The organism is Salinibacterium sp. ZJ70 (assembly GCF_011751865.2).
Lineage (GTDB): Bacteria > Actinomycetota > Actinomycetes > Actinomycetales > Microbacteriaceae > Homoserinibacter.
In genome coordinates this window covers 2,152,447-2,177,924 of sequence record NZ_CP061770.1, presented here as the reverse complement: position 1 = coordinate 2,177,924, position 25,478 = coordinate 2,152,447, and the positions used below count along the sequence as shown (strand labels likewise).

At 69.8% G+C, this 25,478-nt stretch carries 26 protein-coding genes; 15 read left to right on the top strand and 11 right to left on the bottom strand.

Going from position 1 to position 25,478, the window contains the following annotated elements; translation table 11 throughout:
- Window positions 1-9: 9 nt before the first annotated feature.
- Window positions 10-369 carry a hypothetical protein gene (locus HCR12_RS10355; RefSeq protein WP_166866104.1) on the top strand — a complete coding sequence of 120 codons (360 nt, stop codon included), beginning with the start codon at window positions 10-12 and terminating at the stop codon, window positions 367-369.
- An 18-nt stretch (window positions 370-387) separates the two neighbouring features.
- On the opposite strand, the gene HCR12_RS10350 is transcribed toward HCR12_RS10355, so the two are convergent.
- Together HCR12_RS10350 and HCR12_RS10345 are read right to left on the bottom strand one after the other, a co-directional pair.
- The gene (locus HCR12_RS10350; RefSeq protein ID WP_167051606.1) at window positions 388-813 is read right to left on the bottom strand and encodes a VOC family protein; all 426 of its coding nucleotides are present in this window, start codon (window positions 811-813) and stop codon (window positions 388-390) included.
- Window positions 814-952: 139 nt separating this feature from the next.
- Window positions 953-1,207 (bottom strand): DUF6458 family protein, encoded by a 255-nt coding sequence (locus tag HCR12_RS10345; RefSeq protein ID WP_166866100.1) that lies wholly within the window; start codon window positions 1,205-1,207, stop codon window positions 953-955.
- A gap of 129 nt (window positions 1,208-1,336) precedes the next feature.
- Between HCR12_RS10345 and HCR12_RS10340 the strand changes: the two genes are divergently transcribed.
- Both HCR12_RS10340 and HCR12_RS10335 read left to right on the top strand, forming a co-directional pair.
- Window positions 1,337-2,383, top strand: a complete 1,047-nt coding sequence (locus tag HCR12_RS10340) for a 3-isopropylmalate dehydrogenase (protein ID WP_166866098.1) — start codon at window positions 1,337-1,339, stop codon at window positions 2,381-2,383.
- Between the two features lie 53 nt (window positions 2,384-2,436).
- On the top strand, window positions 2,437-3,549 hold the full coding sequence (locus tag HCR12_RS10335) for a branched-chain amino acid aminotransferase (RefSeq protein ID WP_166866095.1): 1,113 nt from the start codon (window positions 2,437-2,439) through the stop codon (window positions 3,547-3,549).
- A 73-nt stretch (window positions 3,550-3,622) separates the two neighbouring features.
- On the opposite strand, the gene HCR12_RS10330 is transcribed toward HCR12_RS10335, so the two are convergent.
- A complete protein-coding gene (locus HCR12_RS10330; RefSeq protein ID WP_166866093.1) occupies window positions 3,623-4,246 on the bottom strand; it encodes an alpha/beta hydrolase family protein in 624 nt (207 codons plus the stop codon).
- An 81-nt stretch (window positions 4,247-4,327) separates the two neighbouring features.
- Here HCR12_RS10330 and HCR12_RS10325 point away from each other — a divergent pair, with 81 nt between their 5' ends.
- Genes HCR12_RS10325 through HCR12_RS10310 form a run of 4 tightly spaced genes read left to right on the top strand, consistent with a single transcriptional unit; the run spans window position 4,328 to window position 7,758 of the window.
- A complete protein-coding gene (locus tag HCR12_RS10325) occupies window positions 4,328-5,110 on the top strand; it encodes a fumarylacetoacetate hydrolase family protein (RefSeq protein WP_166866091.1) in 783 nt (260 codons plus the stop codon).
- On the top strand, window positions 5,107-6,363 hold the full coding sequence (locus HCR12_RS10320) for an MFS transporter (protein ID WP_224763417.1): 1,257 nt from the start codon (window positions 5,107-5,109) through the stop codon (window positions 6,361-6,363). Before HCR12_RS10325 ends, HCR12_RS10320 begins: the two co-directional genes overlap by 4 nt.
- A complete protein-coding gene (locus HCR12_RS10315; protein WP_255429664.1) occupies window positions 6,360-7,385 on the top strand; it encodes a YeiH family protein in 1,026 nt (341 codons plus the stop codon). Before HCR12_RS10320 ends, HCR12_RS10315 begins: the two co-directional genes overlap by 4 nt.
- A 49-nt stretch (window positions 7,386-7,434) precedes the next feature.
- Window positions 7,435-7,758: a hypothetical protein gene (locus HCR12_RS10310; protein WP_166866089.1), complete on the top strand. Its 324-nt coding sequence runs from the start codon at window positions 7,435-7,437 to the stop codon at window positions 7,756-7,758.
- Between the two features lie 12 nt (window positions 7,759-7,770).
- On the opposite strand, the gene HCR12_RS10305 is transcribed toward HCR12_RS10310, so the two are convergent.
- The 6 genes from HCR12_RS10305 to HCR12_RS10280 form a co-directional block, all read right to left on the bottom strand.
- Window positions 7,771-8,787, bottom strand: a complete 1,017-nt coding sequence (locus tag HCR12_RS10305; RefSeq protein ID WP_166866087.1) for a LacI family DNA-binding transcriptional regulator — start codon at window positions 8,785-8,787, stop codon at window positions 7,771-7,773.
- Window positions 8,784-10,316 (bottom strand): sugar ABC transporter ATP-binding protein, encoded by a 1,533-nt coding sequence (locus HCR12_RS10300; RefSeq protein ID WP_166866085.1) that lies wholly within the window; start codon window positions 10,314-10,316, stop codon window positions 8,784-8,786. The genes HCR12_RS10305 and HCR12_RS10300 overlap by 4 nt, the downstream gene beginning before the upstream one ends.
- 56 nt (window positions 10,317-10,372) lie before the next feature.
- Window positions 10,373-11,392: an ABC transporter permease subunit gene (locus HCR12_RS10295; RefSeq protein ID WP_166866083.1), complete on the bottom strand. Its 1,020-nt coding sequence runs from the start codon at window positions 11,390-11,392 to the stop codon at window positions 10,373-10,375.
- A complete protein-coding gene (locus HCR12_RS10290) occupies window positions 11,389-12,417 on the bottom strand; it encodes an ABC transporter permease (protein ID WP_166866081.1) in 1,029 nt (342 codons plus the stop codon). Before HCR12_RS10290 ends, HCR12_RS10295 begins: the two co-directional genes overlap by 4 nt.
- Window positions 12,414-13,991, bottom strand: a complete 1,578-nt coding sequence (locus HCR12_RS10285) for a sugar ABC transporter ATP-binding protein (RefSeq protein ID WP_166866072.1) — start codon at window positions 13,989-13,991, stop codon at window positions 12,414-12,416. Before HCR12_RS10285 ends, HCR12_RS10290 begins: the two co-directional genes overlap by 4 nt.
- Before the next feature lie 74 nt (window positions 13,992-14,065).
- Window positions 14,066-15,037 (bottom strand): ABC transporter substrate-binding protein, encoded by a 972-nt coding sequence (locus HCR12_RS10280; RefSeq protein WP_166866070.1) that lies wholly within the window; start codon window positions 15,035-15,037, stop codon window positions 14,066-14,068.
- A gap of 307 nt (window positions 15,038-15,344) precedes the next feature.
- On the opposite strand from HCR12_RS10280, the gene HCR12_RS10275 reads away from it, so the two are divergent.
- From HCR12_RS10275 to araA, 3 genes are read left to right on the top strand one after another with little or no spacing between them, the layout of a single operon-like run.
- On the top strand, window positions 15,345-16,955 hold the full coding sequence (locus HCR12_RS10275; protein WP_166866068.1) for an FGGY-family carbohydrate kinase: 1,611 nt from the start codon (window positions 15,345-15,347) through the stop codon (window positions 16,953-16,955).
- Window positions 16,952-17,662 carry an L-ribulose-5-phosphate 4-epimerase gene (locus tag HCR12_RS10270; protein ID WP_166866067.1) on the top strand — a complete coding sequence of 237 codons (711 nt, stop codon included), beginning with the start codon at window positions 16,952-16,954 and terminating at the stop codon, window positions 17,660-17,662. Before HCR12_RS10275 ends, HCR12_RS10270 begins: the two co-directional genes overlap by 4 nt.
- Window positions 17,659-19,176 (top strand): L-arabinose isomerase, encoded by a 1,518-nt coding sequence (araA, locus tag HCR12_RS10265; RefSeq protein ID WP_166866065.1) that lies wholly within the window; start codon window positions 17,659-17,661, stop codon window positions 19,174-19,176. The genes HCR12_RS10270 and araA overlap by 4 nt, the downstream gene beginning before the upstream one ends.
- 295 nt (window positions 19,177-19,471) lie before the next feature.
- Here araA and HCR12_RS10260 read toward each other — a convergent pair whose 3' ends face one another.
- On the bottom strand, window positions 19,472-20,017 hold the full coding sequence (locus tag HCR12_RS10260; RefSeq protein WP_166866062.1) for a LysR substrate-binding domain-containing protein: 546 nt from the start codon (window positions 20,015-20,017) through the stop codon (window positions 19,472-19,474).
- 23 nt (window positions 20,018-20,040) lie between these two features.
- Here HCR12_RS10260 and HCR12_RS10255 point away from each other — a divergent pair, with 23 nt between their 5' ends.
- The 3 genes from HCR12_RS10255 to HCR12_RS10245 all read left to right on the top strand — a co-directional run bounded on the left by HCR12_RS10255 (window position 20,041) and on the right by HCR12_RS10245 (window position 23,226).
- Window positions 20,041-20,409, top strand: a complete 369-nt coding sequence (locus HCR12_RS10255) for a DUF5997 family protein (RefSeq protein ID WP_224763416.1) — start codon at window positions 20,041-20,043, stop codon at window positions 20,407-20,409.
- A gap of 216 nt (window positions 20,410-20,625) precedes the next feature.
- On the top strand, window positions 20,626-22,293 hold the full coding sequence (locus HCR12_RS13775; RefSeq protein WP_166866060.1) for a M28 family metallopeptidase: 1,668 nt from the start codon (window positions 20,626-20,628) through the stop codon (window positions 22,291-22,293).
- A gap of 252 nt (window positions 22,294-22,545) precedes the next feature.
- On the top strand, window positions 22,546-23,226 hold the full coding sequence (locus HCR12_RS10245) for a DarT ssDNA thymidine ADP-ribosyltransferase family protein (protein ID WP_166866058.1): 681 nt from the start codon (window positions 22,546-22,548) through the stop codon (window positions 23,224-23,226).
- Between the two features lie 19 nt (window positions 23,227-23,245).
- On the opposite strand, the gene HCR12_RS10240 is transcribed toward HCR12_RS10245, so the two are convergent.
- Window positions 23,246-23,668 (bottom strand): pyridoxamine 5'-phosphate oxidase family protein, encoded by a 423-nt coding sequence (locus HCR12_RS10240; protein ID WP_166866056.1) that lies wholly within the window; start codon window positions 23,666-23,668, stop codon window positions 23,246-23,248.
- A 114-nt stretch (window positions 23,669-23,782) separates the two neighbouring features.
- Between HCR12_RS10240 and HCR12_RS10235 the strand changes: the two genes are divergently transcribed.
- On the top strand, window positions 23,783-24,637 hold the full coding sequence (locus HCR12_RS10235; RefSeq protein WP_166866055.1) for a DMT family transporter: 855 nt from the start codon (window positions 23,783-23,785) through the stop codon (window positions 24,635-24,637).
- 40 nt (window positions 24,638-24,677) lie between these two features.
- Complete coding sequence (locus HCR12_RS10230; protein WP_224763415.1) at window positions 24,678-25,460, top strand: sulfite exporter TauE/SafE family protein; 783 nt, start codon at window positions 24,678-24,680, stop codon at window positions 25,458-25,460.
- The last annotated feature ends 18 nt before the right edge of the window (window positions 25,461-25,478 follow it).

The following is a 25,478-nucleotide window of genomic DNA, read 5'->3' as shown; positions in this document are numbered from 1 at the left end:
CCTCGGAAGATGAGCGAGCAGCCCCCCGCCGTGCCGACCACCCCCGCCTCCGCGCAGGCCACGGGACGCAACGGACTCGCCGTGGCGGCGTTCGTCGTCGCCGTCGGCTCGTACGCCGTGGGGATCATCGCCGGCCTCGCGGCCTATGGGGTGCTCGCGGCGGGGGACTTCGAGGTGTACACGGCGTCGATGACCATCCTCTCCGCGCTGCGTGTGATCGCGGCGATCGTCGCGATCGTCGTCGCGATCATCGCCCTCGGACGCTCCGGCGGCCGCCTGATGATCGGCGCGGCGCTCGGCATCTCGGGTGTCGAGATCCTCGCGATCGTGTCGAGCATCCTCAGCTCGCTCGTCCTCGACGTCATCTGACCCCGGGCGCGCCGCGCGTCAGCTCGCGTCGGATGCACCCTGCGGTGCTCTGGCCTCATCCATCCAGAAGTACTCGAAGATGTTCCCGTCGGGATCCTGCAGGTCGCGGGAGTACATGAACTCCATCTCCTGAGGGGGAACCGGCTCGCTGCCGCCCGCCGCGAGGCCCTTCGCGAGCATCTCGTCGACAGCTTCGCGGCTGTCGAGCGAGAGCGCGTTCAGCACCTGCACGTGCGTGCGCGGGTCGATGATCGTCTTGTCGGTGAATGTCTCGAAGAACGGCCGAGTGAGCAGCATCAGGTGGACGCTGCCCTCCTCGACGACGACGCAGGCGGCCTGCTCATCGGTGTAGCGCTCGTCGATGCGGTAGCCGAGCGCCTCATGGAACGCCTTCGCGCGTTCCAGATCGGTGACAGGGAGATTGATGAAGACGGACGTGCTCACGGTTCGCTCCTTCGCACTGGGGGGGATGGCGCCCATCCTCGTCGCGCCGCGGGCCGCTGTCCAGGGGGACTTCGGGCCCCGCATACCAGCGGCACGCACCCAGCCGAGGAGTGCGTGCCGCCGAGGAGACGATCGATGCTCAGAGCATCGGGTCCGTCTCCGTCGAACGCTGCTGGACCCGCGTGCCCGCCTGCGGGTCCACCGTGGAGCGTTCGGTGGTGATCGACTGGCGGCGACGCATCAGCATCGCCAGCCCGATGATCGTGATGACGAGACCGGCACCCATCAGCAGGTAGCCGACGAGGTCGATGTCGATCCATCCAGCCTCGAGGTTGAGTGCGAACGTCAGGATCGCACCCACCACGAACAAGAAGATGCCCAGACCGATGCTCATGCGAGCTCCTCTCTTCGGGGGACGCAATGACGATACGAAGGCTGTGGGTGCGCTCCCAGCCCGTTGACGACCGACCGCGCGCACGCTATACGTGCAGCCGGGCATCGCGCGCCCGATAATCTTGGAGCCATGAGCCGCACTATCGACCTCGCTGTGATCGCCGGAGACGGAATCGGACCGGAGGTCACCGCCGAGGCAGTCAAGGTGCTGACCGCCGCCCTCCGTGATGAGGCGACGCTGAACGTCACCGACTACCCGTTCGGAGCAGGGCACTTCCTGGAGACGGGCGAGATCCTGAGCGACGCCGACATCGAGGCGCTCGCCGCGCATGACGCGATCCTGCTCGGTGCCGTCGGAGGCGACCCGCGCGACGCACGGCTTGCGGGCGGCATCATCGAGCGCGGCCTGCTGCTGAAGCTGCGCTTCGCGCTCGATCACTACGTCAACCTCCGCCCCACGAAGCTGCACCCCACTGTCACGAGCCCGCTCGCCGACCCGGGCGAGGTGGACTTCGCCGTCGTGCGCGAAGGCACCGAGGGTCCGTACGTCGGCAACGGCGGCAGCATCCGACAGGGCACGCCGCACGAGATCGCCAACGAGGTGAGCATCAACACCGCGTACGGTGTCGAGCGTGTCGTGCGCTACGCGTTCCAGCTCGCCGAGAAGCGCCGCGGCAAGGTCACGCTCGTGCACAAGACGAACGTGCTCACCCACGCGGGCCGGCTGTGGTCGCGCCTCGTCGAGGCGGAGGCGGCCCATCACCCGAACGTGGCGTGGGACTACCTGCACGTGGACGCCGCGACCATCTTCATGGTCACCGACCCTGCTAGGTTCGACGTCATCGTCACCGACAATCTCTTCGGCGACATCCTCACCGATCTGGCCGGCGCCATCAGCGGCGGCATCGGACTGGCTGCCTCGGGCAACATCAACCCGGACGGCGCCTTCCCCAGCATGTTCGAGCCGGTTCACGGATCCGCGCCCGACATCGCAGGCCAGCAGAAGGCCGACCCGACCGCTGCGATCCTGTCGACCGCTCTGCTGCTCGACCACCTCGAGCTGCCGGATGCGGCCCGCCGGATCGAAGCGGCCGTCGCCGCCGACCTGAATGACCGTGGAACCACCCCGCGCACGACCTCCGAGGTCGGCACGGCGATCGCCGACCGGCTCGGCTGATCTCCGGCCAGCGGGCGCACAATAGACCTGAAGCCTTTTCGAGAGAGCGAACTATGACCATCAACCTCCTTCCGCTCGCACAGGACCTCACCTTCCAGGTGACCCGCAACGAGAACGCCGCGACTCCTGAGGCGCGCGCCGCGATCCTCGAGAACCCTGGGTTCGGGCAGCACTTCACCGACCACATGGTCGACATCTGCTGGTCGGAGCGGGGCGGGTGGCACCGTCCGCGCGTGCAGCCTTACGGTCCGATCTCACTCGACCCGGCCGCGTCGGTTCTGCACTACGGTCAGGAGATCTTCGAGGGTCTCAAGGCCTACCGTCACGCCGACGGCTCGATCTGGACCTTCCGCCCGGAGGCGAACGCCGCCCGTCTGCAGCGCTCGGCCCGTCGCCTCGCGCTGCCGGAGCTGCCCGTGCAGCACTTCCTCGACTCGCTCAAGCAGCTCATCGCGGTCGACGCCGACTGGGTGCCGACGCAGGATGAGACGAGCCTCTACATCCGCCCGTTCATGTTCGCCAAGGAGGCGTTCCTGGGTGTGCGTCCGGCGAAGAAGGTGGCCTACTACCTCATCGCGTCGCCTGCCGGTGCCTACTTCACGGGCGGGGTGACCCCCGTGTCGATCTGGCTCTCGACGGACTACGCGCGCGCCGCTCACGGCGGCACGGGAGCCGCCAAGACGGGCGGCAACTACGCCGCATCGCTCCTGCCGCAGGCGGAGGCGTACGAGAACGGCTGCGCTCAGGTGCTCTTCCTCGACTCGCAGGAGGGCACCTACCTCGAGGAGCTCGGCGGCATGAACATCATCCTCGTGCGCAAGGACGGCACGCTGCTGACCCCCGCCTCCGACTCGATCCTCGAGGGCATCACGCGCGACTCGATCCTGCAGCTCGCGGAGGACCGCGGTCACACGGTCGAGCGTCGTCAGATCGCCTACGACGAGTGGCGCGAGGGCGTCGCCTCGGGCGACATCGTCGAGGCGTTCGCGTGCGGAACGGCTGCCGTGCTCACGCCGATCGCCGAGATCAAGACGGCCGACGACCGCGGAATCGTGATGCCGGAGGTCGAGAGCCGCCTCGCGATGTCGCTGCGCGAGGAGCTCACGGGAATCCAGTACGGCCGCGTCGAAGACCGCCACGGCTGGATGTACCGCCTCGACGCCTGAGCTCGAACCGCACGCTCAGAACGGGCGGGTGCCGCTGCTTCGGCAGGGCGCCCGCCCGTTCCGCTTCTGCGGATCAGAAGCGCGCGCGGATCGCGTCGGCGACGGTCGTGAGGTTCTCGGCGAGGGAGTGGCCCGAGGCCTTGCGGGGCTTGAGGTCGTGGTCGCCGTCGGGTGCCCACAGGATGTCGATCGCGGGCGAGAGCACGTAGCTCCCGACCTCGTCTCGCGAGCCCATGATGTCGCGCTCGCCCTGGCAGATGAGGGTGGGGCAGGCGAGCTCGGCGAGGTGCGCGGTGCGCAGCTGCGCGGGCTTGCCCATCGGGTGGAAGGGGTAGCCGAGGCACACGAGACCGCGGATCGCGCCCGCGGCGAACTGCTCGTCGGCGATCAGGCTCGCCACACGCCCGCCGAACGACTTGCCGCCGATGAGGGGCACCGCATCCGTCTCGCGCCGCACCGCGGCGATCGCGTGGCGGTATTCGTCCTGCACGAGCTCCGCCTTCGGGGCTGGCTTGCGCGCGCCGTCGCGGCGAGCCGCCATGTAGGCGAACTCGAAGCGCGCCACCCGCACACCGCGCTCGCCGAGCAGCGAGGCGAGATCCTCGAGCCACGGCGAGTCCATGGGCGCCCCCGCGCCGTGCGCGAGCACGAGCACCCGGGCGGAGTCGGTGGGGCCGGTCCAGAGCAGCGACGTCATGTGGCCATCGTCTCAAACTCCGCTGGCCACCTTGTCCCGGATGCACAAGGGCCGGGCGCATACGAGGGTTAGGCTCAGAGAGTGAGAGTCGCACGCTTCAGCACAGGAGGCGACCCCCGTTTCGGCATCATCGATGATGACGAACTGGTCGTGCTCGCCGGTGACCCGATGTTCGCGGGCTACGAGACCACGGGCGAGCGCGTTCCGCTCGCGGACGCGCGCCTGCTGGCACCCGTCATCCCGCGCTCGAAGGTGGTGTGCGTGGGGCTCAACTACGCCGAGCACCGCGCCGATATGGCGAACGTCGACGCCCCCGAGAACCCGCTCATCTTCCTCAAGCCCAACACCGCGGTGATCGGCCCTGACGACCCCATCCGGATCCCGCCTGTGGAGGGGCGCATCACTCACGAGAGCGAGCTCGTGGTGGTCATCGGCAAGGTCGCCAAGCAGGTGCGTGCCGAGGACTGGGAGGACTACGTCTTCGGGTACACCATCGGCAACGATGTGTCGGCGCGCGACCAGATGTTCGCTGACGGGCAGTGGGCGCGTGCGAAAGGCTACGACACCTTCGCGCCCATCGGCCCCTGGATCGAGACGGAGCTCGACCCCACGAACCTCGAGATCCGGTCGTGGGTCGACGGCGAGCCTCGCCGCGCCGGCAACACGAAGGACCTCCTCCACGGCATCCCCGAGCTCATCGCCTACATCTCGGATGTCTGGACGATGCTGCCGGGCGACATCATCATGACGGGCACCCCCTCGGGCCTCGGCGGCTTCGTGCACGGGCAGACGATCGAGATCGAGATCGAGGGCATCGGGCGTCTCAGCAACCCGGCGCTCAACCGCGACGAGCGCCGGGCGTGAGCTCGACGCCGGTGCAGGGGGTTCCGCTCACTGACGAGGCGATCGCGGCGGCACGTCGCCGGACGCTGGGTGTGCTCATCGCCGGGCAGGTGCTCGCGGGGATCGGGGTGGGCGCGACGCTCTCGGCGGGCGCTCTGCTCATCACCGAGGTCTCCGGCTCGGAGACGCTCTCGGGGATGGCTGCGACCATGACGACGATCGGCGCCGCGGCGGCCGCCGTGCCGCTCGCGACCCTCGCCTCGCGCCGGGGCCGTGCGCCGTCGCTCGCGACGGGCGCCTTCGTGGCGGGGGCGGGTGCCGTGGTGGGGCTGCTCGCCGCGGTGCTCGTGAGCACGCCGCTGCTGCTGGCCGGGATGATCCTCATCGGCGTCGGCACCGCCGTCAACCTGCAGGCGCGCTTCGCCGCGACCGATCTCTCCGAGCCCGCGCGTCGGGGCCGCGACCTCGCGCTCATCGTGTGGCCGACGACGATCGGCGCGGTTCTCGGTCCGAACCTCATCGAGCCGGCGGATGCTATGGGGCGCGCCCTCGGCCTTCCCGCGCTCTCGGGTCCGTTCCTCTTCACGGTGACAGCGCAGCTGATCGCGGGCACCGTGTACCTGGTGGGGCTGCGACCTGACCCTCTGAAGCTCGCCCTGCGGCTCGGGGCCGAGAGGCCGTCGGCCGCGTCGGCGGTCGTGCGCACGGATGGGAATGGCGTCGCGACGGGCATGATCGCGCTCGCGCTCAGCCACGCCACGATGGTCGCCGTGATGGCGATGACACCCGTGCATCTCGTGCACCACGGGGCGACGCTCGCCGTCGTCGGCTTCACCATCAGCCTGCATGTGCTCGGCATGTACGCGCTCGCACCCGTGTGGGGTGCGCTCTCGGATCGCCGGGGGCGCGAAGCGGTGATCGCCGTGGGGCAGGGTCTTCTGCTCGCCGCGCTGCTGATGATCGCGGTGGGTGCCGAGTCGGAGCTGTGGGTCGCGATGGGGCTGTTCCTGATCGGAGTCGGATGGAGCGCATCGACGGTCGCCGGCTCTGCGCTCGTCTCCGATTCGGTGAGCGTGACGGTGCGCGCCCGCGTGCAGGGGAGAAGCGACCTGCTGATGTCGTCGGCGGGGGCGATCGGCGGGGCTGCATCGGGGCTCGTGCTCGCGGCACTCGGCTATGGCGGGCTCGCGCTCGCCGCGACGGGGCTCGTTGCGATCGTGCTCGTCGCGCTCGTCTCACGGGTGACCCGTGTGCGCCGCGAGGCGCGGGGGTGACGCGCGTCCGTTCGCTCCTCCCGGGCGTCCTCGCGATGCTCGGCGCCGCGGCTCTCGCGTGGGCTCTCTCGCTTGCGGTCCCGGCCGTGCCGTGGCTCTCCCTCGCGTTCGTGCTGGGCGTCGCGCTCGGCAGCATCCCGGTCGTGCGGCAGATGCTCGATGGGGCGCTGCGTGCGGGCACCGCGTTCTCGGCACGCACACTGCTGCGGGTCGGGATCGTGCTGCTGGGGTTCGATCTCGTGCTCGCGGATGTCGCCGCGCTCGGGGTGGTCGGGGTCGCCGCGATCGTCGTCCTCGTGGTGCTCGCCTTCGCGGTGACGTACGGAATCGCACGCGCGTTCCGGCTGCCGGGAGACGAGCCCATGCTGCTCGCCGCCGGTTTCTCGATCTGCGGCGTCTCGGCGATCGGGGCGATGGCGGCCGCGAGGCGCCGCGCCGGGTCCGCGGATGACAGCGCGACTCCCGTGGCGCTCGTCACCCTGTTCGGCACGGCGGCGATCGTCGTGCTCCCGGCAGCGGCATCCGCGGCCGCGGCGCTCGGTGCACCGCTGCCGCCCGAGCTCTTCGGGGCGTGGGTGGGTGCCAGCGTGCACGATGTGGGGCAGGTGGTCGCGACCGCCCAGACCGCCGGCACCGTCGCGCTCGCGATGGCGGTCGTCGTGAAGCTCACGCGCGTGCTCATGCTCGCCCCGATGGTCGCGGTCGCCTCGCTCGCGGAGCGCCGCCGCACCCGCCGCAGCGGCGAGGCGCGCGGGGATCTGCCTCCCGTGGTGCCCCTGTTCATCGTGGGCTTCGCGGTGCTCGTGCTCGTGCGGTCCGTCGTGCCGGTTCCCGAGGGCGTCGTCGAGGCCGTCGATCTCGTGCGCACCGTGCTGCTCGCGACAGCGCTCGCCGCGATCGGCGCGAACCTGCGGCTCGAGCGTCTCGTGCGCACCGGCGGGCGTGCGCTCGCCGCCGCGAGCCTGTCGTGGCTCGTCATCCTGCTGCTCGCGCTCGGCGCGGCTGTTCTCGCAACCGCCTGACACAGCCAGCGTGCGGCTCGCTCCCAGCGGAGTGACGCATGCTGGAGCCATGCCCGACGTGACGTCCCCCGCTTCCACGCGGGCGCGTTCGACCGCCATCCCGGCAGGCACCCGCTGGCTCATCGCCGGCGGCGCCGCAACGGTGATCTCGTTTCTCGCGATCGCTCCGCTCGCGCTTCAGAACCTCGGCCCCACGGGCATCCCGGGGACGGCGCTCGTCGTGATCGCGACCCTCTACGGCGGCATGGTCATCGTGCGGCATTCGACGCCGCGCGGCCGCCTTCGCAGCACCCTTCTCGCGCTCGATCTGGTGGCGATCGTGTTCGTCGCGAGCCTCACGCTCATGCTCGTGGCAGAGCGCCTCGCCCTCTGAGCGAGCGGCGTCTCACACGCTGCGCGTCGACGCGCGCAGCACGAGCTTCGTGGGCAGCGGGGTGTCCTCGGTGATCGTGTCGGGATCCTCGACCGCGAGCAGCACCTTCTGCATGATGAGCCCGCCGAGCGCCGCGAAATCCTGCCGCACCGTCGTGAGCGGCGGATACAGGTAGCCCGCCTCGGGCACGTCGTCGAAGCCCACGACGCTGACATCCGTCGGCACGGCGATGTCGCGCTCGCGGAACGCCGACAGCAGGCCGATCGCCATGTGATCATTCGCCGAGAAGAGGGCGTCTCCCGGGCGGATGTCGAGGTGCGTGCCGACCTCGAAGCCGCTCGCCGCCGACCAGTCGCCGCGCGTTGGCTCGATGATCTCGAGGCGCCGCGCACTCAGCTCGTCGCGCCATCCGCGCTCGCGCTCCACCGCGTCCGGGTTCCGGGCCGGCCCCGCGGTGTGCAGGATGCGCGTGTGCCCCAGCTCCGCAAGGTGGCGTACAGCGGCACGCGCGCCGCGGTACTGGTCGATCGACACCGTCAACGGGCTCGGTCGCGGCGACGCGGCCACCGCGACGAGCGGAATCGAGAGCTCGAGCGCGCGCACCACATCGAGCACCGCGATGTCGGCCACGATGAGCACGATCGCGTCGACGCGCTGTCGCAGGAGTGCTTCCACCACCGAGCGGATCGCCGACGGCTCCTCGTCGAGCGAGCTGATCGCCTCGACGCTGTAGCGCGCTGCGCGGGCCGCGAAGTTGAAGTGCATCGCCGTCGACGCGGGACCGTAATCGGAGACGCCGGGGGAGATGAGGCCGATCGTGCGGGTGCGTCGCGTGACGAGCGCCCGTGCCGCGGGGGAGGGGCTGTAGCGCAGCTGCGCGATCGCGTGCTCGACGCGCGCGCGTGTCGCGGGTCGCACGTTCGGGAGGTCGTTGAGAACGCGCGAGACCGTCTGATGCGACACCCCCGCGAGGCGGGCGACGTCGAAGATGTTGGCGGCGCGAGGAGCCGTCTTGTCGTCCGAGCTCACGCGGTGCCCTCATCATCCGGGCGGGCGACCAGGGCCAGCAGCGAGTCGACGGTGAGGGTGCCGGCCTCGTGCTGCGAGACGATCTCGCCGCTGCGCAGCACGAGCACGCGATCCGAGACGCGCAGCACCTCCTCGAGCTCGGCGGAGACGAACATCACGGAGAGGCCGTTGTCGGCGAGTTCGGTCACGAGGTTCTGGATCTCGACCTTCGCGCCCACGTCGATGCCGCGGGTGGGCTCGTCGAGCACGAGTGCGCGCGGTGCGAGGGCGAGCAGACGGGCCAGCAGCACCTTCTGCTGGTTGCCGCCCGAGAGCGTGCCTGCCGCGCGCTCGGGGTCGGCGGGGCGGATGTCGAGCGCGTCGATCCAGCTCGCCGCGAGTTCGCGTTCGCGCGCCGCAGGGATGCGCCGCCACATGCCGCGCTGGGCCTGCAGGGCGAGGGTGATGTTCTCGCGCACGGTCAGCTCGCTGATGATGCCGTCGGTGCGGCGATTCTCGGAGGAGTACACGACGCCGAGCGAGATCGCCTGCCGCGCACTGCGCGGGTGCGCCTCGCGACCCGCGATCCGGATGATGCCCGAGGTGAGCGAGTCGACCCCCGTGAGCGCACGCGCGAGCTCCGTGCGGCCGGATCCCAGAAGCCCCGCGACGCCCAGCACCTCGCCTTCGACGAGGTCGACATCCGCATCTGCGACGCCGGGCACGGTGACGCCGCGCGCGGTGACGAACACCGAGGCATCCGCGGCGAGCACGGAAGGCGCTGTCTCGGCGCGCGCGCGCACGGCGTAGTCGGAGGCCGCACGTCCGAGCATCTTCTGCACGAGGTCGATGCGCAGCAGCTCGCGGGTCATGTACTCGCCCACGAGCCGGCCGCCGCGCAGCACCGTGACGCGGTCGCAGATCTCGTACACCTGGTCGAGGAAGTGCGAGACGAAGAGGATCGCGACCCCGCGCGCGGTGAGCTCGCGGATCACCCGGAAGAGCTCCGAGACCTCGTCGAGGTCGAGGCTCGAGGTGGGCTCGTCGAGGATGAGCACGCGCACGTCGGTGGAGATCGCCCGGGCGATCGCGACGAGCTGCTGCACCGCGAGAGAGTGGGTGCCGAGCAGAGAAGCCGGATCGACGTCGAGCCCGAGGTCGGCGAGCACCGCGCGCGCGTCGCCGCGCATCCGCGACCAGTCGATCACGCCGAGGCGCCGCGGCTCACGCCCCAGGAAGATGTTCTCCGCCACCGACAGGTTCGGCAGCAGATCGATCTCCTGGTAGACGGTCGAGATGCCAGCTGCCTGCGCGTCGTGCGGGGTGCGCAGCCGCAGCGGCACGCCATCCATCCTCACGGTGCCCTCATCGAGCGGGATCGCGCCCGTGATCGCCTTGATGAGCGTCGACTTGCCTGCCCCGTTCTCGCCCATGAGCGAGTGCACTTCGCCCGGGAACATCCGGAAGTCGACAGCGTCCAGCGCGAGCTCGGCAGGAAAGCGCACCGTGGCGTCCACGACCTCGATGACGGGTTGGGTCTCGTCGACCATGGTGACTATCCTGCCGTGGTCGGGGCCCTCCGCGCGCCGCGGCGCGGCGATGACGCCTACCGCCGGTTCGACCGGGCGACGATGAGTCGCTGCACGACGACGAAGAGCAGCAGAAGCGCCCCGATCGAGATGCGCGTCCACGACTGCTCCGCTCCGAGGAACGAGATGACCGACTTGATCGTTCCGTACACGAACACGCCGATCATCGACCCGACGACGTACCCGGATCCACCGGTCAGCAGGGTGCCCCCGATGACGACCGCGGCGATCGTGTCGAGCTCGGTGCCGATGCCGTTGAGCGGATACGAGGCACCCGTGTACGCCGTGAAGATGACGCCCGCGAGACCCGCGCAGATGCCGCTCACGACGTAGGCGAGGATCTTCGTGCGCGCCACCGGCAGACCCATGAGCCGCGCCGACTGCTCGTTGCCGCCGATCGCGTAGATCGTGCGGCCGAAGCGCGTGTAGGCGAGCACGAGCGCACCCGCGGCGACCACGAGCAGCGCGATGATGCCGGTCGGGGTGATGTACCAGCTGCCCGGCGCCGCCTGGATGCGCGTCGACTGCAGCCACAGGATCGCCGGATCCTGGACCTTGATCGAGGCGAGGCTCACCATGAACGCGAGCCCGCGGGCGGCGAACATCGCCGCGAGCGAGGCGATGAAGGGCTGCACATCGAAGTAGTGCACGAGGATGCCGACCGCGAGGCCCATGCTGGCGCCGATGACGATCATCGTGGGCACGACGACGCCCACGGGCACGCCCTGGCTCAGCAGGCTCGCGCCGAGCATCCCCGTGAACGCCATGACCGCGCCGACCGAGAGGTCGATGCCGCCGGTGAGGATCACGAAGGTCATGCCCACCGCGAGGATGAACAGGTACGCGTTGTCGAGCAGCAGCGACGAGATCACCCGCGGCGTGAGGAAGTTGCCGAAGTAGCCCTGCGCGGCACCGAAGATGATGATCAGGATCGCGAGCGCGGCGAACACCGGGATCCAGGACGCGTGGCGCCCGAAGAAGCGGGTTGTGCTCGCGAGCACCGTGGGGCGCGAGAGGGCGGGTGCGGTGGCGGTCATCGTGCGGCCTCCGTGGTGGTGGGGCGGAAGGCGCTCGCCGAGCGGCCGATCCAGCCGCGCATCCGCGGCGACTGGATGAGCACGACCGCCACGACGACGAGCGCGAGGAACAGGGGGCTCACGGCGGGCGGAACGCCCAGGAACGTGATCGTGGACTTCAGGGTCTGGATGGTGAAGACGCCGATCACGGTGCCCGCGATCGAGAACTTGCCGCCCATGAGCGAGGTGCCGCCGAGCACGACGGCGAGGATCGCGTCGAGCTCGATGTAGAGGCCTGCCGCGTTCGCATCGGCCGCCATGATGTTCGAGCTGTAGAGCACACCCGCGAAGCCGGCGAGCAGGCCGCTGAGCGCGTACGCGCCCCAGATGATGCCGCGCGAGCGGACACCCGCGAGGCGGCTCGCTTCTGGGTTGATGCCGACGGCCTCGGTGAGCACGCCGAGCGCCGTGCGCCGCTGCGCGGAGGCGACCAGCAGGATCGCCGCGAGCGAGACGAAGAACGCGAACGGGAGCCCGAACACGTAGCCCTGCGCCATGAACTTGTAGGGCGCCGAGTTGATGGTCGTGATGAAACCGCCCGTGATGAGCAGGGCCATGCCGCGGCCCGCGAGCATCAGCACGAGGGTCGCGATGATCGGCTGCACACCGACGACGGCGACCAGGAATCCGTTCCAGACGCCCAGCACGAGCGCCACCGAGACACCCAGCAGGATCGCGACGAGCACGGTGCCGAGCGAGTTCGGATCCGCGGATCCCGAGATGAAGGTGAGCGCCACGGCGCCCGAGACCGCCATGATCGCGCCGACCGAGAGATCGATGCCGCGCGTCGCGATGACGATCGTCATGCCGAGGGCCACGAGCATGAGCGGCGCGCTGTTGCGCAGGATGTCGATGAGCGGGCCGTAGAGCTGGCCGTTCTGCACCGTGACGGCGATGAACGAGGGCCGCGCGATGGTGTTCACGATGATCAGGACGATGAGGGCGCATACCGGCCAGAAGAGTCGGTGCTTGACGATGTGGATCATGCCGCGTTCTCCGGGCTCTCGGCTTCGAGGGCGACGCCCTCAGCTGTCGTGGTGGTGGACTCGTCGGCGATGAAGGCGACCAGATCGTCGACGTCGATGTCGTGCGAGGTGAGTTCGCCGATCTTACGCCGGTCGCGCAGCACGACGATGCGCTGGGCGAGACGGATGACCTCCTCGAGCTCCGACGAGATGAAGATGACGGAGAGTCCCTGGGCGCTGAGCTCGGCGACCTTGCGCTGGATGTCGGCCTTCGCGCCGACGTCGATGCCGCGCGTGGGCTCGTCGAGGATGATGAGCTGCGGCGCCGTCGCAAGCCAGCGCGCGAGGAGCACCTTCTGCTGGTTGCCGCCCGACAGGTTGCGGATGAGCGCGTTGGGGTTCGCGGGACGCACACCGAGCGCCTCGATGTACTCGGAGACGATCGCGTCCTGCTCGGCCTTTCGGATCTTGCGCAGCGCGCCGCGCTTGGCCTGGATGCCGAGGATGATGTTCTCGGCCACGGTGAGGTCGCCGATGACGCCCTCGGCGCGGCGGTCCTCGGACGAGAACGCGATGCGGTGGTCGATGGCGTGGCGCGGGTTCGTGATGCGGGCGGGGGCGCCGCGCACCTCGATGCGGCCGGTGTCGGCGCGCTCCGCACCTGCGAGCAGACGCACGAGCTCGGTGCGGCCGGAGCCGAGGAGGCCCGCGAGGCCGACGACCTCGCTGTCGTACACCTCGAGGTCGGCGGGTTCGAGCACGCCCTTGCGGCCGATGCCGGTCGCGTGGATGACCGGCTCAGCGCTGCGGTCGATCTGGCGCTCGGAGCTGCGGGAGAGAGCGTCGAGCTCGTCGAGCTCGCGGCCGATCATCTTCGAGATGAGCTCTCCGCGGGGCAGTTCGTCGACGCCGTACTCGCCGATGAGCGCGCCGTTGCGCAGCACCGTGAGGCGATCGGAGATCTCGTACACCTGGTCGAGGAAGTGCGAGACGAAGAGGATCGCGACGCCGCGGTCCCGGAGGTCGCGGATGATGCTGAAGAGCTGGTCGACCTCGCCGCGGTCGAGGCTCGAGGTGGGCTCGTCGAGCACGAGCACGGTGGAGTCGGTGACCATCGCGCGGCTGATGGCGACGAGCTGCTGGATGGCGATCGAGTGGCTGCCGAGCGGCGAGCGGGTGTCGATGCCGAGTCCGAGGCTCGCGAGGTGGCGCGCGGCTTCGCGGTGGGTGGCGCGCCAGTCGATGCCCCAGGGGCGACGCACCTCGTGGCCGAGCATGACGTTCTCGCCGACCGTGAGGTTGGTGCAGAGGTTGACCTCCTGGTACACGGTCGAGATGCCTGCCGACTGCGCGTCGGCGGTGCCGTGGAAGACACGCTCCTCGCCGCCGACCGTGATGGTGCCTGCGGTGGTGGAGTAGACGCCTGTGAGGGCCTTGATGAGGGTCGACTTGCCGGCACCGTTCTCGCCCATGAGGCTGTGGATCTCGCCACGACGCAGCGTGAAGTCGACGCGGTCGAGGGCGCGCACGCCGGGGAAATCGATGGTGATGCCGCGCATCTCGACGACCGTGTCGGGGGCGGAGGTCTCGGTCATGGTGCTTCTTCCGTGGTGGGAGTCGGGGGCCGGCCGAAGCCGACCCCCGACGTGGTTCTACGAGACGGTCCGGATCAGTACGGACGGGTCGGGAGGAGCTCGATGGCATCCTCCTGCGTGAATGCGCCGTCGGGCACGATCGTGCGCTTGTCGACCGATTCGCCCGCGAGCACCTTCTTCACGAGGTCGGCAGCCTTCTCACCGAGGAGCGGGTTGCACTCGACGATGTAGTTGAACTTGCCGTCGGCGAGGGCCTGCATGCCGTCCTTCACCGCGTCGATCGTGATGATCTTGATGTCCACGCCCGGCGTGAGTCCGGCAGCCTCGATCGCGTCGAGAGCTCCGAGACCCATGTCGTCGTTGTGGGCGAACAGCAGGTTGATCTCGTTGCCGTACTTCTGCAGGAAGCCCTCCATGACCTTCTTGCCGCCGTCGCGAGTGAAGTCACCCGTCTGCGAGTCGAGCACGTTGATGGTCGAGCCTTCGATCGCCTCGGCGAAGCCGGTGGCGCGGTCGAGAGCGGCGGAGGAGCCCGTGGTGCCTTCGAGGATCACGAGGTTGGAGCCGTCGGCGTTGGCGACAGCCCACTCGCCGGCGGTGCGACCTTCGGCCTCGAAGTCGAGTCCGACCCAGCTGGCGTAGAGATCGTCGCTCGCCGAGACGGTGCGGTCTTCGAGGATGACGGGGATGTCGGCGTCCTTGGCCTCCTTGAGCACGTCGTCCCAGCCATCGGTGGTGATCGGCGCGATGACGATCGCGTCGACGCCCTGGTTGATGAAGCTGCGGACAGCCTGGATCTGCGCCTCCTGCTTGTTGTCGGCGGCGTTGAAGATCAGCTCGAAGCCGTTCTCCTTCGAGAATGCCGCCTTCATGGAGTCGGTGTTGGCGCTGCGCCAGCCGGACTCGGCTCCCGTCTGCGCGAAGCCGACGGTGATGAGTTCGTCGTCTCCGCCGCCTCCGCCTCCGCTGCCTGTGTCGGATGCGCAGCCGGTCATGGCGAGCGCGAGAGCGCCCGCGAGCGCGAGCCCTGTGAGGGACTTCTTCATTGCAGAACCTCCTCGTTCTGTGCCGGCGTCGATGCCGGCCTGTGGTGGGTTGCCTCTCGGCGTGTTGGGTGCCGCATCGCCGAACTCCGGGGTGGGGCAGTGCCCAAATGTTAGCCTTCACATTTCGCAACCGCACAAGGGAGAGCCGGTCACAGTTTGGTAACGCCCCCGGAATCGCGGGGAACACGGATGCCGATCCCGCGCATCCGGGGGCTCCACGGCGTGAGCCTTCACAAAGTCGTCACGCTGGTGTTAGCGTGAACGCCGGCGGTCGCGACGGAGCATCCGCCGAAGGACGACTACCACCATGACGACAGACGACACCCTGGCCCTCATCCGCGACGGCCGGGCTGCCCTCGGCATCGAGCTCGGCTCGACGCGCATCAAAGCGTGCCTCATCTCACCCGCGGGCGAGGTGCTCGCGACCGGCTCCCACACGTGGGAGAACGAACTGCAGGGCGGCATCTGGACCTACCGCCTCGCCGCCGTGCACGACGGACTGGGCGCCGCCTACGCCGACCTCGTGGCGACCCTCGGAGAAGCGCCGACACGCCTCTCGGCTCTCGGCGTCTCGGCGATGATGCACGGCTACCTCGCCTTCGACGCGCACGGCGAGCTGCTCGTTCCCTTCCGCACCTGGCGCAACACGAACGCCGCCGAGGGAGCCGCCGACCTCTCCGAGGCGCTCGGCGTCAACATCCCCGTGCGCTGGTCGATCGCGCACCTCGCGCAGGCCGTCATCGACGACGAGGCCCACCTGCCGCGCCTCGCACGCATCACGACGCTCGCCGGCTACGTGCACCGCCTGCTGAGCGGCCGCGACGTGCTCGGCGTCGGCGACGCATCCGGGGTCTTCCCCATCGATCCGGCGACGGGCGACTACGACGAGCCCCTGCTCGCGATCGCCGAGAGTCGACTCGCATCTGCGGGCCACCCCCTCGACCTGCGCAGCGTGCTGCCTCCCGTCGCCGCCGCGGGTGCCGACGCGGGGGAGCTCACCGCCGAAGGCGCCGCGCTCCTCGATGCGAGCGGTGCGCTCCAGGCGGGAGCGCCGCTCAGCCCGCCCGAAGGCGACGCGGGCACCGGCATGGTCGCCACGAACGCCGTGCGCCCCCGCACCGCCAATGTGAGCGTCGGCACGAGCGTGTTCGCGATGGTCGTGCTCGAGCAGCCGCTCGCGCGCGCCCGCCGCGAGATCGACATCGTCACCACCCCGGGCGGTGCGCCCGTCGCGATGGTGCACTGCAACAACGGATCGAGCGAGCTCGGTGCCTGGATGGGCGTGTTCGGCGAGTTCGCCGACGCGCTCGGCGTGAGCGCAAGCGCCGACGAGATCTTCGCCGCCGTGCTGCGCGGAGCGAGCACCGTCGATGCCGACACCGGCGTGCTCGCCTACAACCTCGTGGCCGGCGAGCCGATCCTCGGCACCGACGACGGGCGTCCGCTCGTCGTGCGCAGCCCCGGATCCCCGTTCACGCTCGCCGGGTTCGCGCGCGCGCAGCTGTACACGGTGTTCGCCGCCCTCAGCCTCGGCATGGCGACGCTGCGCTCCGAAGGTGTCGAACTCGACGGCGTCGTCGCGCACGGCGGGCTCTTCCGCTCGGGCGAGATCGCGCAGCGTGCGCTCGCGGCATCCCTCGACGCCCCCGTCTCGGTGGGCGACGGGGCGAGCGAAGGCGGAGCGTGGGGCATCGCGCTCCTCGCGCTCTACCGCCGCGCGGTGCTCGACGGCACATCCGACGGGCGCGACCTCGCCGACTGGCTCGACGCGCACATCTTCGCGGAGCTCCAGACGCACACGCTCGCACCGACCGCATCGGAGGTGTCGGCGTACACGACCTGGCTCGAGCGCTGGCAGTCGGGGTTGAGCGTCGAGCACGCCGCCATCCGCAGCATCCCCAGGGAGGGACTCACGTGACCGCATTCAGCGCCGACGTCGACGCCGCCATCGAGAAGGTCCGCCAGGATGTCGCGCGGCTCCACAGCGAGCTCACGCGCTACGGCCTCGTCATCTGGACAGGCGGCAACATCTCCGGCAGGGTCCCGGGTGCCGACCTGTTCGTCATCAAACCGAGCGGCGTCGACTACGACGAGCTCGCCCCCGACAACATGATCCTCTGCGACCTCGACGGCGCCGTGATCCCCGGCACCCCCGGCTCCGACCGCAGCCCCTCGAGCGACACCGCCGCGCATGCGTACGTCTATCGGAATATGCCGAACGTCGGCGGCGTCGTGCACACCCACTCCACCTACGCGACCGCGTGGGCCGCACGCGGAGAGGCGATCCCGTGCGTCATCACCGGCATGGCCGACGAGTTCGGCGGCGAGATCCCCGTCGGCCCGTTCGCCATCATCGGCGACGACTCCATCGGCCGCGGCATCGTCGCGACCCTCGACGGCCACCGTTCGCGCGCCGTGCTCATGCAGAACCACGGCGTCTTCACGATCGGCAAGGACGCCAAGGACGCCGTCAAGGCCGCCGTCATGTGCGAAGACGTGGCCCGCACGATCCACATCTCCCGCCAGCTCGGCGAGCCCCTCCCGATCCCTCAGGAGAGCATCGACGCTCTCTTCGACCGATACCAGAACGTCTACGGACAGAAACCGCAAGGAGCACTCGGATGACCTCCATCCTCCCCGACCTGAAGAGCTACACCGTCTGGTTCCTCACGGGAAGCCAGGGACTCTACGGCGAAGAGACGCTCCGACAGGTCGCGGAGCAGTCGCAGGAGGTCGCGCGTGCGCTCGGCGCATCCGCGGACGTGCCCGTGACGATCCAATGGAAGCCCGTGCTCACGGGATCCGACGCCATCCGTCGGGCCGTGCTCGAGGCGAACGCCGACGACAGCGTCATCGGACTCGTTGCGTGGATGCACACCTTCAGCCCCGCGAAGATGTGGATCGCGGGCCTCGACGCGCTGCAGAAACCGCTCCTGCACCTGCACACCCAGGCGAACGTCGACCTGCCGTGGGGCGAGATCGACTTCGACTTCATGAACCTCAACCAGGCCGCCCACGGCGACCGCGAGTTCGGCTACATCGAATCCCGGCTGGGTGTGCCGCGCACGACCGTCGTCGGTCACGTGTCGGACCCGGAGGTCACCGCCCGCGTCGGAACCTGGACGCGCGCCGCCGCCGGCCGCGCCGCCGCCCGCACCATGAAGCTCGCGCGCTTCGGCGACAACATGCGCTACGTCGCCGTCACCGAAGGCGACAAGACCGAGGCAGAGCTGCGCTTCGGGGTGCAGGTCAACACCTGGGGTGTGAATGACCTCGTGGCACGCGTCGACGCGGCCTCCGAGGCGGATGTCGATGCGCTCGTCGAGGAGTACCTCGCGAGCTACGACGTCGTGCCCGAGCTGCTGCCCGGCGCCGAGCGTCACCAGTCGCTGCGCGACGGCGCCGCGATCGAGATCGGTCTGCGCTCGTTCCTCGAAGAGGGCGGATTCCACGCGTTCACGACCTCGTTCGAAGATCTCGGCACGCTGACGCAGCTCCCGGGCCTCGCGGTGCAGCGCCTCATGGCCGACGGCTACGGCTTCGGGGCGGAAGGCGACTGGAAGACGGCCGTGCTCGTGCGGGTCGCCGCGGTCATGGGGGCGGGCCTGCCCGGCGGCGCGAGCCTCATGGAGGACTACACGTACCACCTCGAGCCCGGCAACGAGCTCATCCTCGGCGCCCACATGCTCGAGGTCGCGCCGTCGCTCTCGAGCGCCACGGCCTCGCTCGAAGTGCATCCGCTCGGCATCGGCGGCAAGGACGACCCCGTGCGCCTCGTGTTCACGGCCGACGCTGGCCCCGCCGTCGTCGTCGCGCTCTCGGATGTGCGCGACCGGTTCCGGATGGTGGCGAACGTCGTCGAGAACGTGGAGCTTCCGGCTCCCATGCCGAACCTGCCCGTGGGTCGCGCCGTCTGGAAGCCGGCACCCGACTTCCGCACCTCGGCGACCGCATGGCTCACGGCGGGCGCCGCCCACCACACCGTCATGACGACCCAGGTGGGAGTGGAGGCGTTCCGCGACTTCGCGAAGATGCTCGGCGTCGAACTGCTTGTGATCGACGAATCCACCACGATCCACGGATTCGAGCAGGAGATCCGCGCGAACGCCGCCTACTACCGGCTCGCCCAGGGGCTGTAGCGCCGCTCCATCCGGCACCATGCCCGCGTTATGCAGGACCGAGGATCGGTTGTGCAGGACCCGGGATCGGTTGTGCAGGAACTCGGATCGGTTGTGCAGGACCTGGGATCGGTTGTGCAGGAACTCGGATGAGGGATCCCCGACAGGGTGGGTTTCATTCGGATGCGGCTCCGCCGGTTCCTGCACAACGGGTCCGGCTCCGGCAAATCGGATGCGGACTCCTGCATAACGGCAGAAGTGGGCCGGAGCCGAGCTGGGACCGGGCGGGCACCAGCCGGGGTTGGGTGGCAGGGGGTCAGCGCGAGGAGTTGGCGGTGCGGCCGCGCACGATGCCGATGAACGTGTCGAGGCGTGCGTCGTCGGCGTCGCGTCGCCACACGAGGCTGATGCCCGTGTCGGGTGCATCGGTGAGCGGACGCGAGGTCACGTCGCGGCGCGAGTGCGCGCGCGCGACCGACATCGGCATGATCGCGAGTCCGACATTCGCCGCGACGAGCTCGATCGTGTCGGCATCCTGGCCGTCGAGGATCGTCTCGCCGTCGAGATCCGCGAGCGTGAGCTCATCGAACGCCCGCACCGCGTGGTCCTTCGGCGCGACGACGACGGGGCGCTCGCGGTAGAGCGGGATCGCGTGGAACTCGTCATCCGCGTCCATATCGCGCAGCAGCGCCATGTGCGCCTCGCCCGCGCGCAGTGCGGACAGCGCCTCATCCTGCGGCAGCGGCAGAAGCTCGAGAGCTGCGCGCCGCATCCGATCGCGCCACACCTTCTCCCACTTGCCGGGGGTCACGCCCGGCACGAAGGCGACGCGGAAGGGTTCGGTCGCGGAGTTGAAGGGCACGGGTTCGAGGCTACCCTCGAACCATGACCGATTCCGAGCCCCGCGAGGACCGCCGCCAGCAGCCCAAGCCCCCCAAGTCCCAGTTCCTCTCGGCGAAGACCGCGGCGAAGAAGCTCGGCATCTACCTGCCGGCGGCTCCCGCCGAGTTCCAGGAGAGCCAGCACTCGCGCGACGAGCTCGCCGCACTGCAGGCCGACCCGCCCGCGTGGCTGCAGAGCCTCCGGGTCGACGGACCGCACCCGCGCGACGAGGTGTCGCGTCGCCTCGGCGTCACCAACTCGAGCCTCGCCCGCTCGGGCGTCGCGGATGCGATGACGACCGATGAGATCAAGGCGCTCCTCGCCGATCCGCCGCAGTGGCTCATCGACGAGCGTCGTCGCACCAACCCCTGAGGCCCCTGAGGCCCCACCTCCCTTCTTCCTGAGGTGTCACTTTGTGCCGCCCACGGCCTGCGCCGGGCGGCACAAAGTGACACCTCGGTGGGGTTGAGGGGAACATGCCCGTCGCTTCATGAGACCTTTCTCACGAGACCTCACCCCCCGAACGGGGGTAGCGTCGCACCGTTCGTGCCGTCCGAAAAGGGAAGGCACACGGGAGAAGGGGAACACGTGAAAGCACCACGTAAGACGCTCATGTCGGCAGGAGCACTCGCCACGGGTGTGATCCTGAGTCTCGGACTCGCCAGCCCCGCGGCGGCGGGAGGCCCCGGACACGGAGGCGGCCACGGGCATGGAGGCCCGGGCAACGGCCACGGTCCAGGGGGCAAGGGCGACACCACGTCGCAGACGCTCCGCAACGCCGTCAGCGCCACATCGATCCAGAAGCACCTCGAGGCGCTGCAGCGCATCGCCGACGAGAACGGCGGCAACCGCGCCTCCGGAACCGCCGGCCACGAGGCATCCGCCGCATACATCGAGAAGGTGCTCAAGAGGACGGGCGCCTACAACGTCGAGCGCCAGCCGTTCAGCTACGACCTCGTCACCGTCGAGCGTGCGGAGTTCGTGAAGCTGACCCCGGATCCCGTGGACTTCGTGATCGAAGAGGACTTCTACCCGATGGAGTACTCGGGTGAGGGTGCTGTCGAGGGTGCCGTCGTCACACCGGTGGATGTGAACCTGGAAGGCGACCGCGCCAACACCTCCGGATGTGAGGCGGAGGACTTCGCCGACTTCCCGGCGGGCAGCATCGCCCTCGTCCAGCGCGGATCGTGCAACTTCGCGGTGAAGGCCACGAACGCGCAGGCTGCGGGCGCGGCGGGCGTGATCATCTTCAACCAGGGCAACGACGACCCGGCTGACGACCGATTCGGGGTGCTCATCGGAACCCTCGGTGCGGCGGACTACACGATCCCCGTGGTCGGTGCGAGCTTCGCCGTGGGTGAGGGCTTCGCGCTCGCCGCAGAGTCGACCGCGTCGATCATCTTCGAGACCAGCACCTCCACGGTCGAGACGTTCAACGTGATCGCGACGAGCAAGAAGGGCGACCCCACGAAGCAGGCGGTCATCGGCGCACACCTCGACGGCGTGCACGAGGGCCCCGGCATCAACGACAACGGCTCCGGATCCGCTGGCATCCTCGAGGTGGCGGTGAAGCTGGCCGAGACCAAGTCGACGCCCAAGAACCAGCTGCGCTTCGCATGGTGGTCGGGCGAGGAGGACGGCCTGCAGGGCTCGAACTACTACGTCTCCCAGCTCACGGAGGAGCAGGCGGCGAACACCGCGCTCAACCTCAACTTCGACATGATCGGCTCGCCCAACGCGGTGCGCTTCGTGTACGACGGCGACGGGGATGCGTTCGGCGATGCGGGCCCGGAGGGTTCGGCCGAGATCGAGAAGCTGTTCACCGACTACTTCACCTCGCAGGGTCTCGCGACCGAGCCGACGGCGTTCGACGGTCGCAGCGACTACTTCGCGTTCATCGAGGCGGGCATCCCTGCGGGCGGCCTCTTCACGGGAGCCGAGGACATCAAGTCCGAGGAGCAGGCGGCGATCTTCGGCGGCACCGCCGGTGAGGCCTTCGACCCCTGCTACCACCAGGCGTGCGACGACATCTCGAACATCGACCTCGTCGTGCTCGAGCAGATGGCGGACGCCGCGGCGCACGCCGTGCACACCGTCGGCCAGGTGACGACGAAGCAGTGGCACGGGCACAAGGGACCGAAGGGCCCCAAGGGCGGTCACCACTGGGACGGCCATGGCATGAAGGGTCCGCACGGCGGGCACGGGCACCACGGTCACGCTGGTCACGGCGGCAAGCACGGAGGAGGCAAGAGCTGAACGCGCACTGACAGCGCTTGAGCTGGCCGCCGGTCGGGAGAACTCACCCCCCACTCGACCGGCGGTCCTCCGCGTCCGGGCACGGACCTGAGGGATCGTGCCGGGCTTTCATCCAGCAGCGGGACATAGGCTCAACGGGTGTCGGAATGTATCCACGGGTTCGATGAAGGTCTCTGCGACAGCTGCTACCCCCGGGTAGCCCCGGAGCCGGTTCGCCCGGCGCGGGCGTCCCGTCCGGCGGGGACACGCCCGATGCGCACCGCACCCGCTTCCACGTCCAGTACGTCGACCTCCCGGAGCGCGGTGAGCGGAGCCCCGTCGTCGCTGCGTCTGTCTGGCCGTCGCGTCTTCCGCCCCACCCACCTGCGCACCCTCGGGGCGTCCCTCGAGGTGGGCGCGCTGCTCGCTGGGGCGGTGCCCGCGATCGATGTGCTCTCGCCGACGGCGCGCGAGCTGCGTTCGACCGCGACGGTTCCGGACGGGCGCGCTCTCTCCGAGTTCGTCGCCTTCTCGATCGCCCAGGATTCGACCCGCTGGCAGGAGCTGCGCAGCGGCGCCCGCGGCGCCCACTGGTCGCCGGCGGCGCGCGCACTGCGCGCGATCGACTTCGTGATCCTCGCGGTGCCGGTTGATGCTCTCGGTGAGGATGTCGTGTTCGCCGATCGCGACGCCGCCGCCGTCGACACGCGCTTCGCATCCGGACTCGAAGACGGCACGAATGCGCTGCGTCGTCTGCACGCGTCCGACCCCGAATTCCGCGACGCCGAGCTGCTCGTGCCCGGCCTCGTCGAGCTCTCGGACATCGCCATCATCACGGTCGCGAACGAGCGGGTGCGCGACCAGGTGCGCGAGCTGTTCGCGGCGGGTGAGATGCGCCCCCCGCGCATCGCCGTCTACCCGCCGGCATTCCAGCCGGTCGACGAGCTGGTCTAACCCGAGGTTCCCGAGGCGCTCAGAAGCGGTCGGGCTCGGGTGCGCGACGGAAGCGGCGGCCCGAGATCGACGTGGGGCGGATGCGCACCCACCGATACTTGAGCGTCGGGATCCAGGGGTGCAACGGCAGCTCCTCGGCGGCGTCGATCTCGACACCGTGTTCGAGGCGCTCGGCCTCGCCCTTCACGACGACGCTGAACGCCTCGGCGTCATCCCATCCGTCGATCTCGAGGGCGACGTGCGGGTTGACGGTCAGCTCGACGAGCTTCGTTCCGGGGGCGGTGCGGAAGTAGATGGCGCCCTCGTGCACGACGTAGTTCACGGGGAACACATCCAGCACGCCTGCCGGGGCGAGCGCGATGCGACCCAGCGGGGTCAGCTCCAGCAGCTCCCAGCAGTCGCGTTCGTCGAGCACTTCGATGACGTTCTCTTCGTCGGTCATGTTCGCCTCCCAGCTGGCGGGTCGGATGCCCTCAGCATGCGCGCAGGAACGGTGCGCGAACAGGGACCAATGTCCCCCCTCGCGCGGGCGGCGTGTGAGGAGTTGGATGGGTCGATGATCGTCGTCGCGGGGCTGGTGAGCGCGATCGTCTACGGGGTCTCGGACTTTCTCGGCGGGCTCGCGGCGCGCCGCATCCCGGCGATCCTGGTGAGTCTGGTGAGCTTCGTCGTGGCGACGGTGCCGATCGCGATCGCGACACCGCTCGTCGGTTCGGTGTGGTCGACGGAGGCGGTCGTGCTGGGGGTTCTCGCGGGCATCGTGGGCGCCGCGGCGATCTGGGGCTTCTTCGCCGCTCTCGCGATCGGCCCGATGAGCGTCATCTCGCCGACCGTCGCCGCTGTTGCGGCGCTCGTGCCCGCGGTGGGCGGCATCCTGCAGGGCGAGCGCTTCACGGCGCTCGGGTACCTCGCGCTCGCCGCGCTCATCGTCGCGGCGGTTCTGCTGGGCGTGACGGAGGAGCAATCCGGCGGGCGGCTCGGCGTGCGTGCACTGGTGCTCGCGCTGCTGTCGGGGCTCGGGTTCGGCGGCTACAACGTGGTCATGGAGCTGACCCCGCCGGAGTCGGAGCTCGCGCCGTTGCTCGTCGACCTCGTGGTGGGGGCGGCGATGTTCGCGCTCATCGTGGTCGGCATCCGGATGCGGCGCGGGACCGCGTTCCCGGTGCGCTCGGCCGACCGCGGGGGCCTTCGGCTCGCGGCGTACTCGGGCGTGCTGCTGGCGATCGCGAACGCCGTGCTCGTGTGGGGGCTGCACCAGGGGCAGCTTGCGATCATGGGGGTGCTGAGCGCCCTCTACCCTCTCGGCACCGTGCTGCTCGCGCTCGTCGTGCTGCACGAGCGGCTGAGGCTCGTGCAGTGGGTGGGTGTGGCGCTCGCGCTCACGGCATCCGTGGCTCTGGTGTTCGTGTGAGTCGCGCAGCGGCGGCTCGGGTGTGCGCCAGGATGGTCGGGTGACGGATACTCGCGCACCGTACGCGGCGCTCATCGGCATCGGAATCCTCGCGGGCTTCGCATCGGGACTGTTCGGGGTGGGCGGGGGGGTGCTCATCGTGCCGGGGCTCGTCCTGCTCGCGCACTTCGAGCACAAGCGCGCCACCGGAACGTCGCTCGTGGCGATCGTGCCGATCGCGATCACGGCGATGGTGTCCTACCTGGTCGCGGGCAACGTCGCGTGGGAGGTGGCTCTGCCGATCGCCGTGGGCATGATCATCGGCGGTGCGATCGGCAGCTGGCTGCTGGCTCGCCTGCCCACGAAGGCGATCGCGTGGGCGTTCATCGTGGTGCTCGTCGTGGTGGCGATTCAGCTGCTGCTCGACGAGCCGGCCAGGGGCGCCCAGGTGACGGTCGGCGCCGTCGAGATCCTGCTGTTCGGCCTGTTCGGGCTGGCCGCCGGCATCGTGTCGGGGCTCGTGGGCGTCGGCGGGGGCATCATCATCGTGCCGGCGCTGCAGGTGGGCTGGGGGCTCAGCGATCTGGTCGCCAAGGGCGCGTCCCTGGTGGCGATCGTGCCGTCGGCCATCATCACCTCGGTGCAGAACCATCGCCGGGGTCACACGGACATCCGATCCGGTCTCATCGTGGGCGTCGCGGGCGCGGTCACGTCGGTGCTCGGGGCGTGGGTGGCGAATGTCATCGATGCGCGGGCCGGCTCGATCGTGTTCGGGGTGTTCCTGCTGCTGGTGGCGGCGCAGATGGTGCAGAAGCGCCTCGCGGCCCGCGGGAAGCGCGAATAGCGGCGCCGCCCGTCGCGA

Bases quoted from the DNA above. Each gene is read 5' to 3' on its own strand.
- HCR12_RS10355 (WP_166866104.1), top strand. From the start codon at position 10: ATGAGCGAGCAGCCCCCCGCCGTGCCGACCACCCCCGCCTCCGCGCAG.
- HCR12_RS10345 (WP_166866100.1), bottom strand. From the start codon at position 1,207: ATGAGCATCGGTCTGGGCATCTTCTTGTTCGTGGTGGGTGCGATCCTG.
- HCR12_RS10340 (WP_166866098.1), top strand. From the start codon at position 1,337: ATGAGCCGCACTATCGACCTCGCTGTGATCGCCGGAGACGGAATCGGA.
- HCR12_RS10335 (WP_166866095.1), top strand. From the start codon at position 2,437: ATGACCATCAACCTCCTTCCGCTCGCACAGGACCTCACCTTCCAGGTG.
- HCR12_RS10330 (WP_166866093.1), bottom strand. From the start codon at position 4,246: ATGACGTCGCTGCTCTGGACCGGCCCCACCGACTCCGCCCGGGTGCTC.
- HCR12_RS10310 (WP_166866089.1), top strand. From the start codon at position 7,435: ATGCCCGACGTGACGTCCCCCGCTTCCACGCGGGCGCGTTCGACCGCC.
- HCR12_RS10300 (WP_166866085.1), bottom strand. From the start codon at position 10,316: ATGGTCGACGAGACCCAACCCGTCATCGAGGTCGTGGACGCCACGGTG.
- HCR12_RS10295 (WP_166866083.1), bottom strand. From the start codon at position 11,392: ATGACCGCCACCGCACCCGCCCTCTCGCGCCCCACGGTGCTCGCGAGC.
- HCR12_RS10290 (WP_166866081.1), bottom strand. From the start codon at position 12,417: ATGATCCACATCGTCAAGCACCGACTCTTCTGGCCGGTATGCGCCCTC.
- HCR12_RS10285 (WP_166866072.1), bottom strand. From the start codon at position 13,991: ATGACCGAGACCTCCGCCCCCGACACGGTCGTCGAGATGCGCGGCATC.
- HCR12_RS10280 (WP_166866070.1), bottom strand. From the start codon at position 15,037: ATGAAGAAGTCCCTCACAGGGCTCGCGCTCGCGGGCGCTCTCGCGCTC.
- HCR12_RS10275 (WP_166866068.1), top strand. From the start codon at position 15,345: ATGACGACAGACGACACCCTGGCCCTCATCCGCGACGGCCGGGCTGCC.
- araA (WP_166866065.1), top strand. From the start codon at position 17,659: ATGACCTCCATCCTCCCCGACCTGAAGAGCTACACCGTCTGGTTCCTC.
- HCR12_RS10255 (WP_224763416.1), top strand. From the start codon at position 20,041: ATGACCGATTCCGAGCCCCGCGAGGACCGCCGCCAGCAGCCCAAGCCC.
- HCR12_RS10245 (WP_166866058.1), top strand. From the start codon at position 22,546: ATGCGCACCGCACCCGCTTCCACGTCCAGTACGTCGACCTCCCGGAGC.
- HCR12_RS10240 (WP_166866056.1), bottom strand. From the start codon at position 23,668: ATGACCGACGAAGAGAACGTCATCGAAGTGCTCGACGAACGCGACTGC.
- HCR12_RS10235 (WP_166866055.1), top strand. From the start codon at position 23,783: ATGATCGTCGTCGCGGGGCTGGTGAGCGCGATCGTCTACGGGGTCTCG.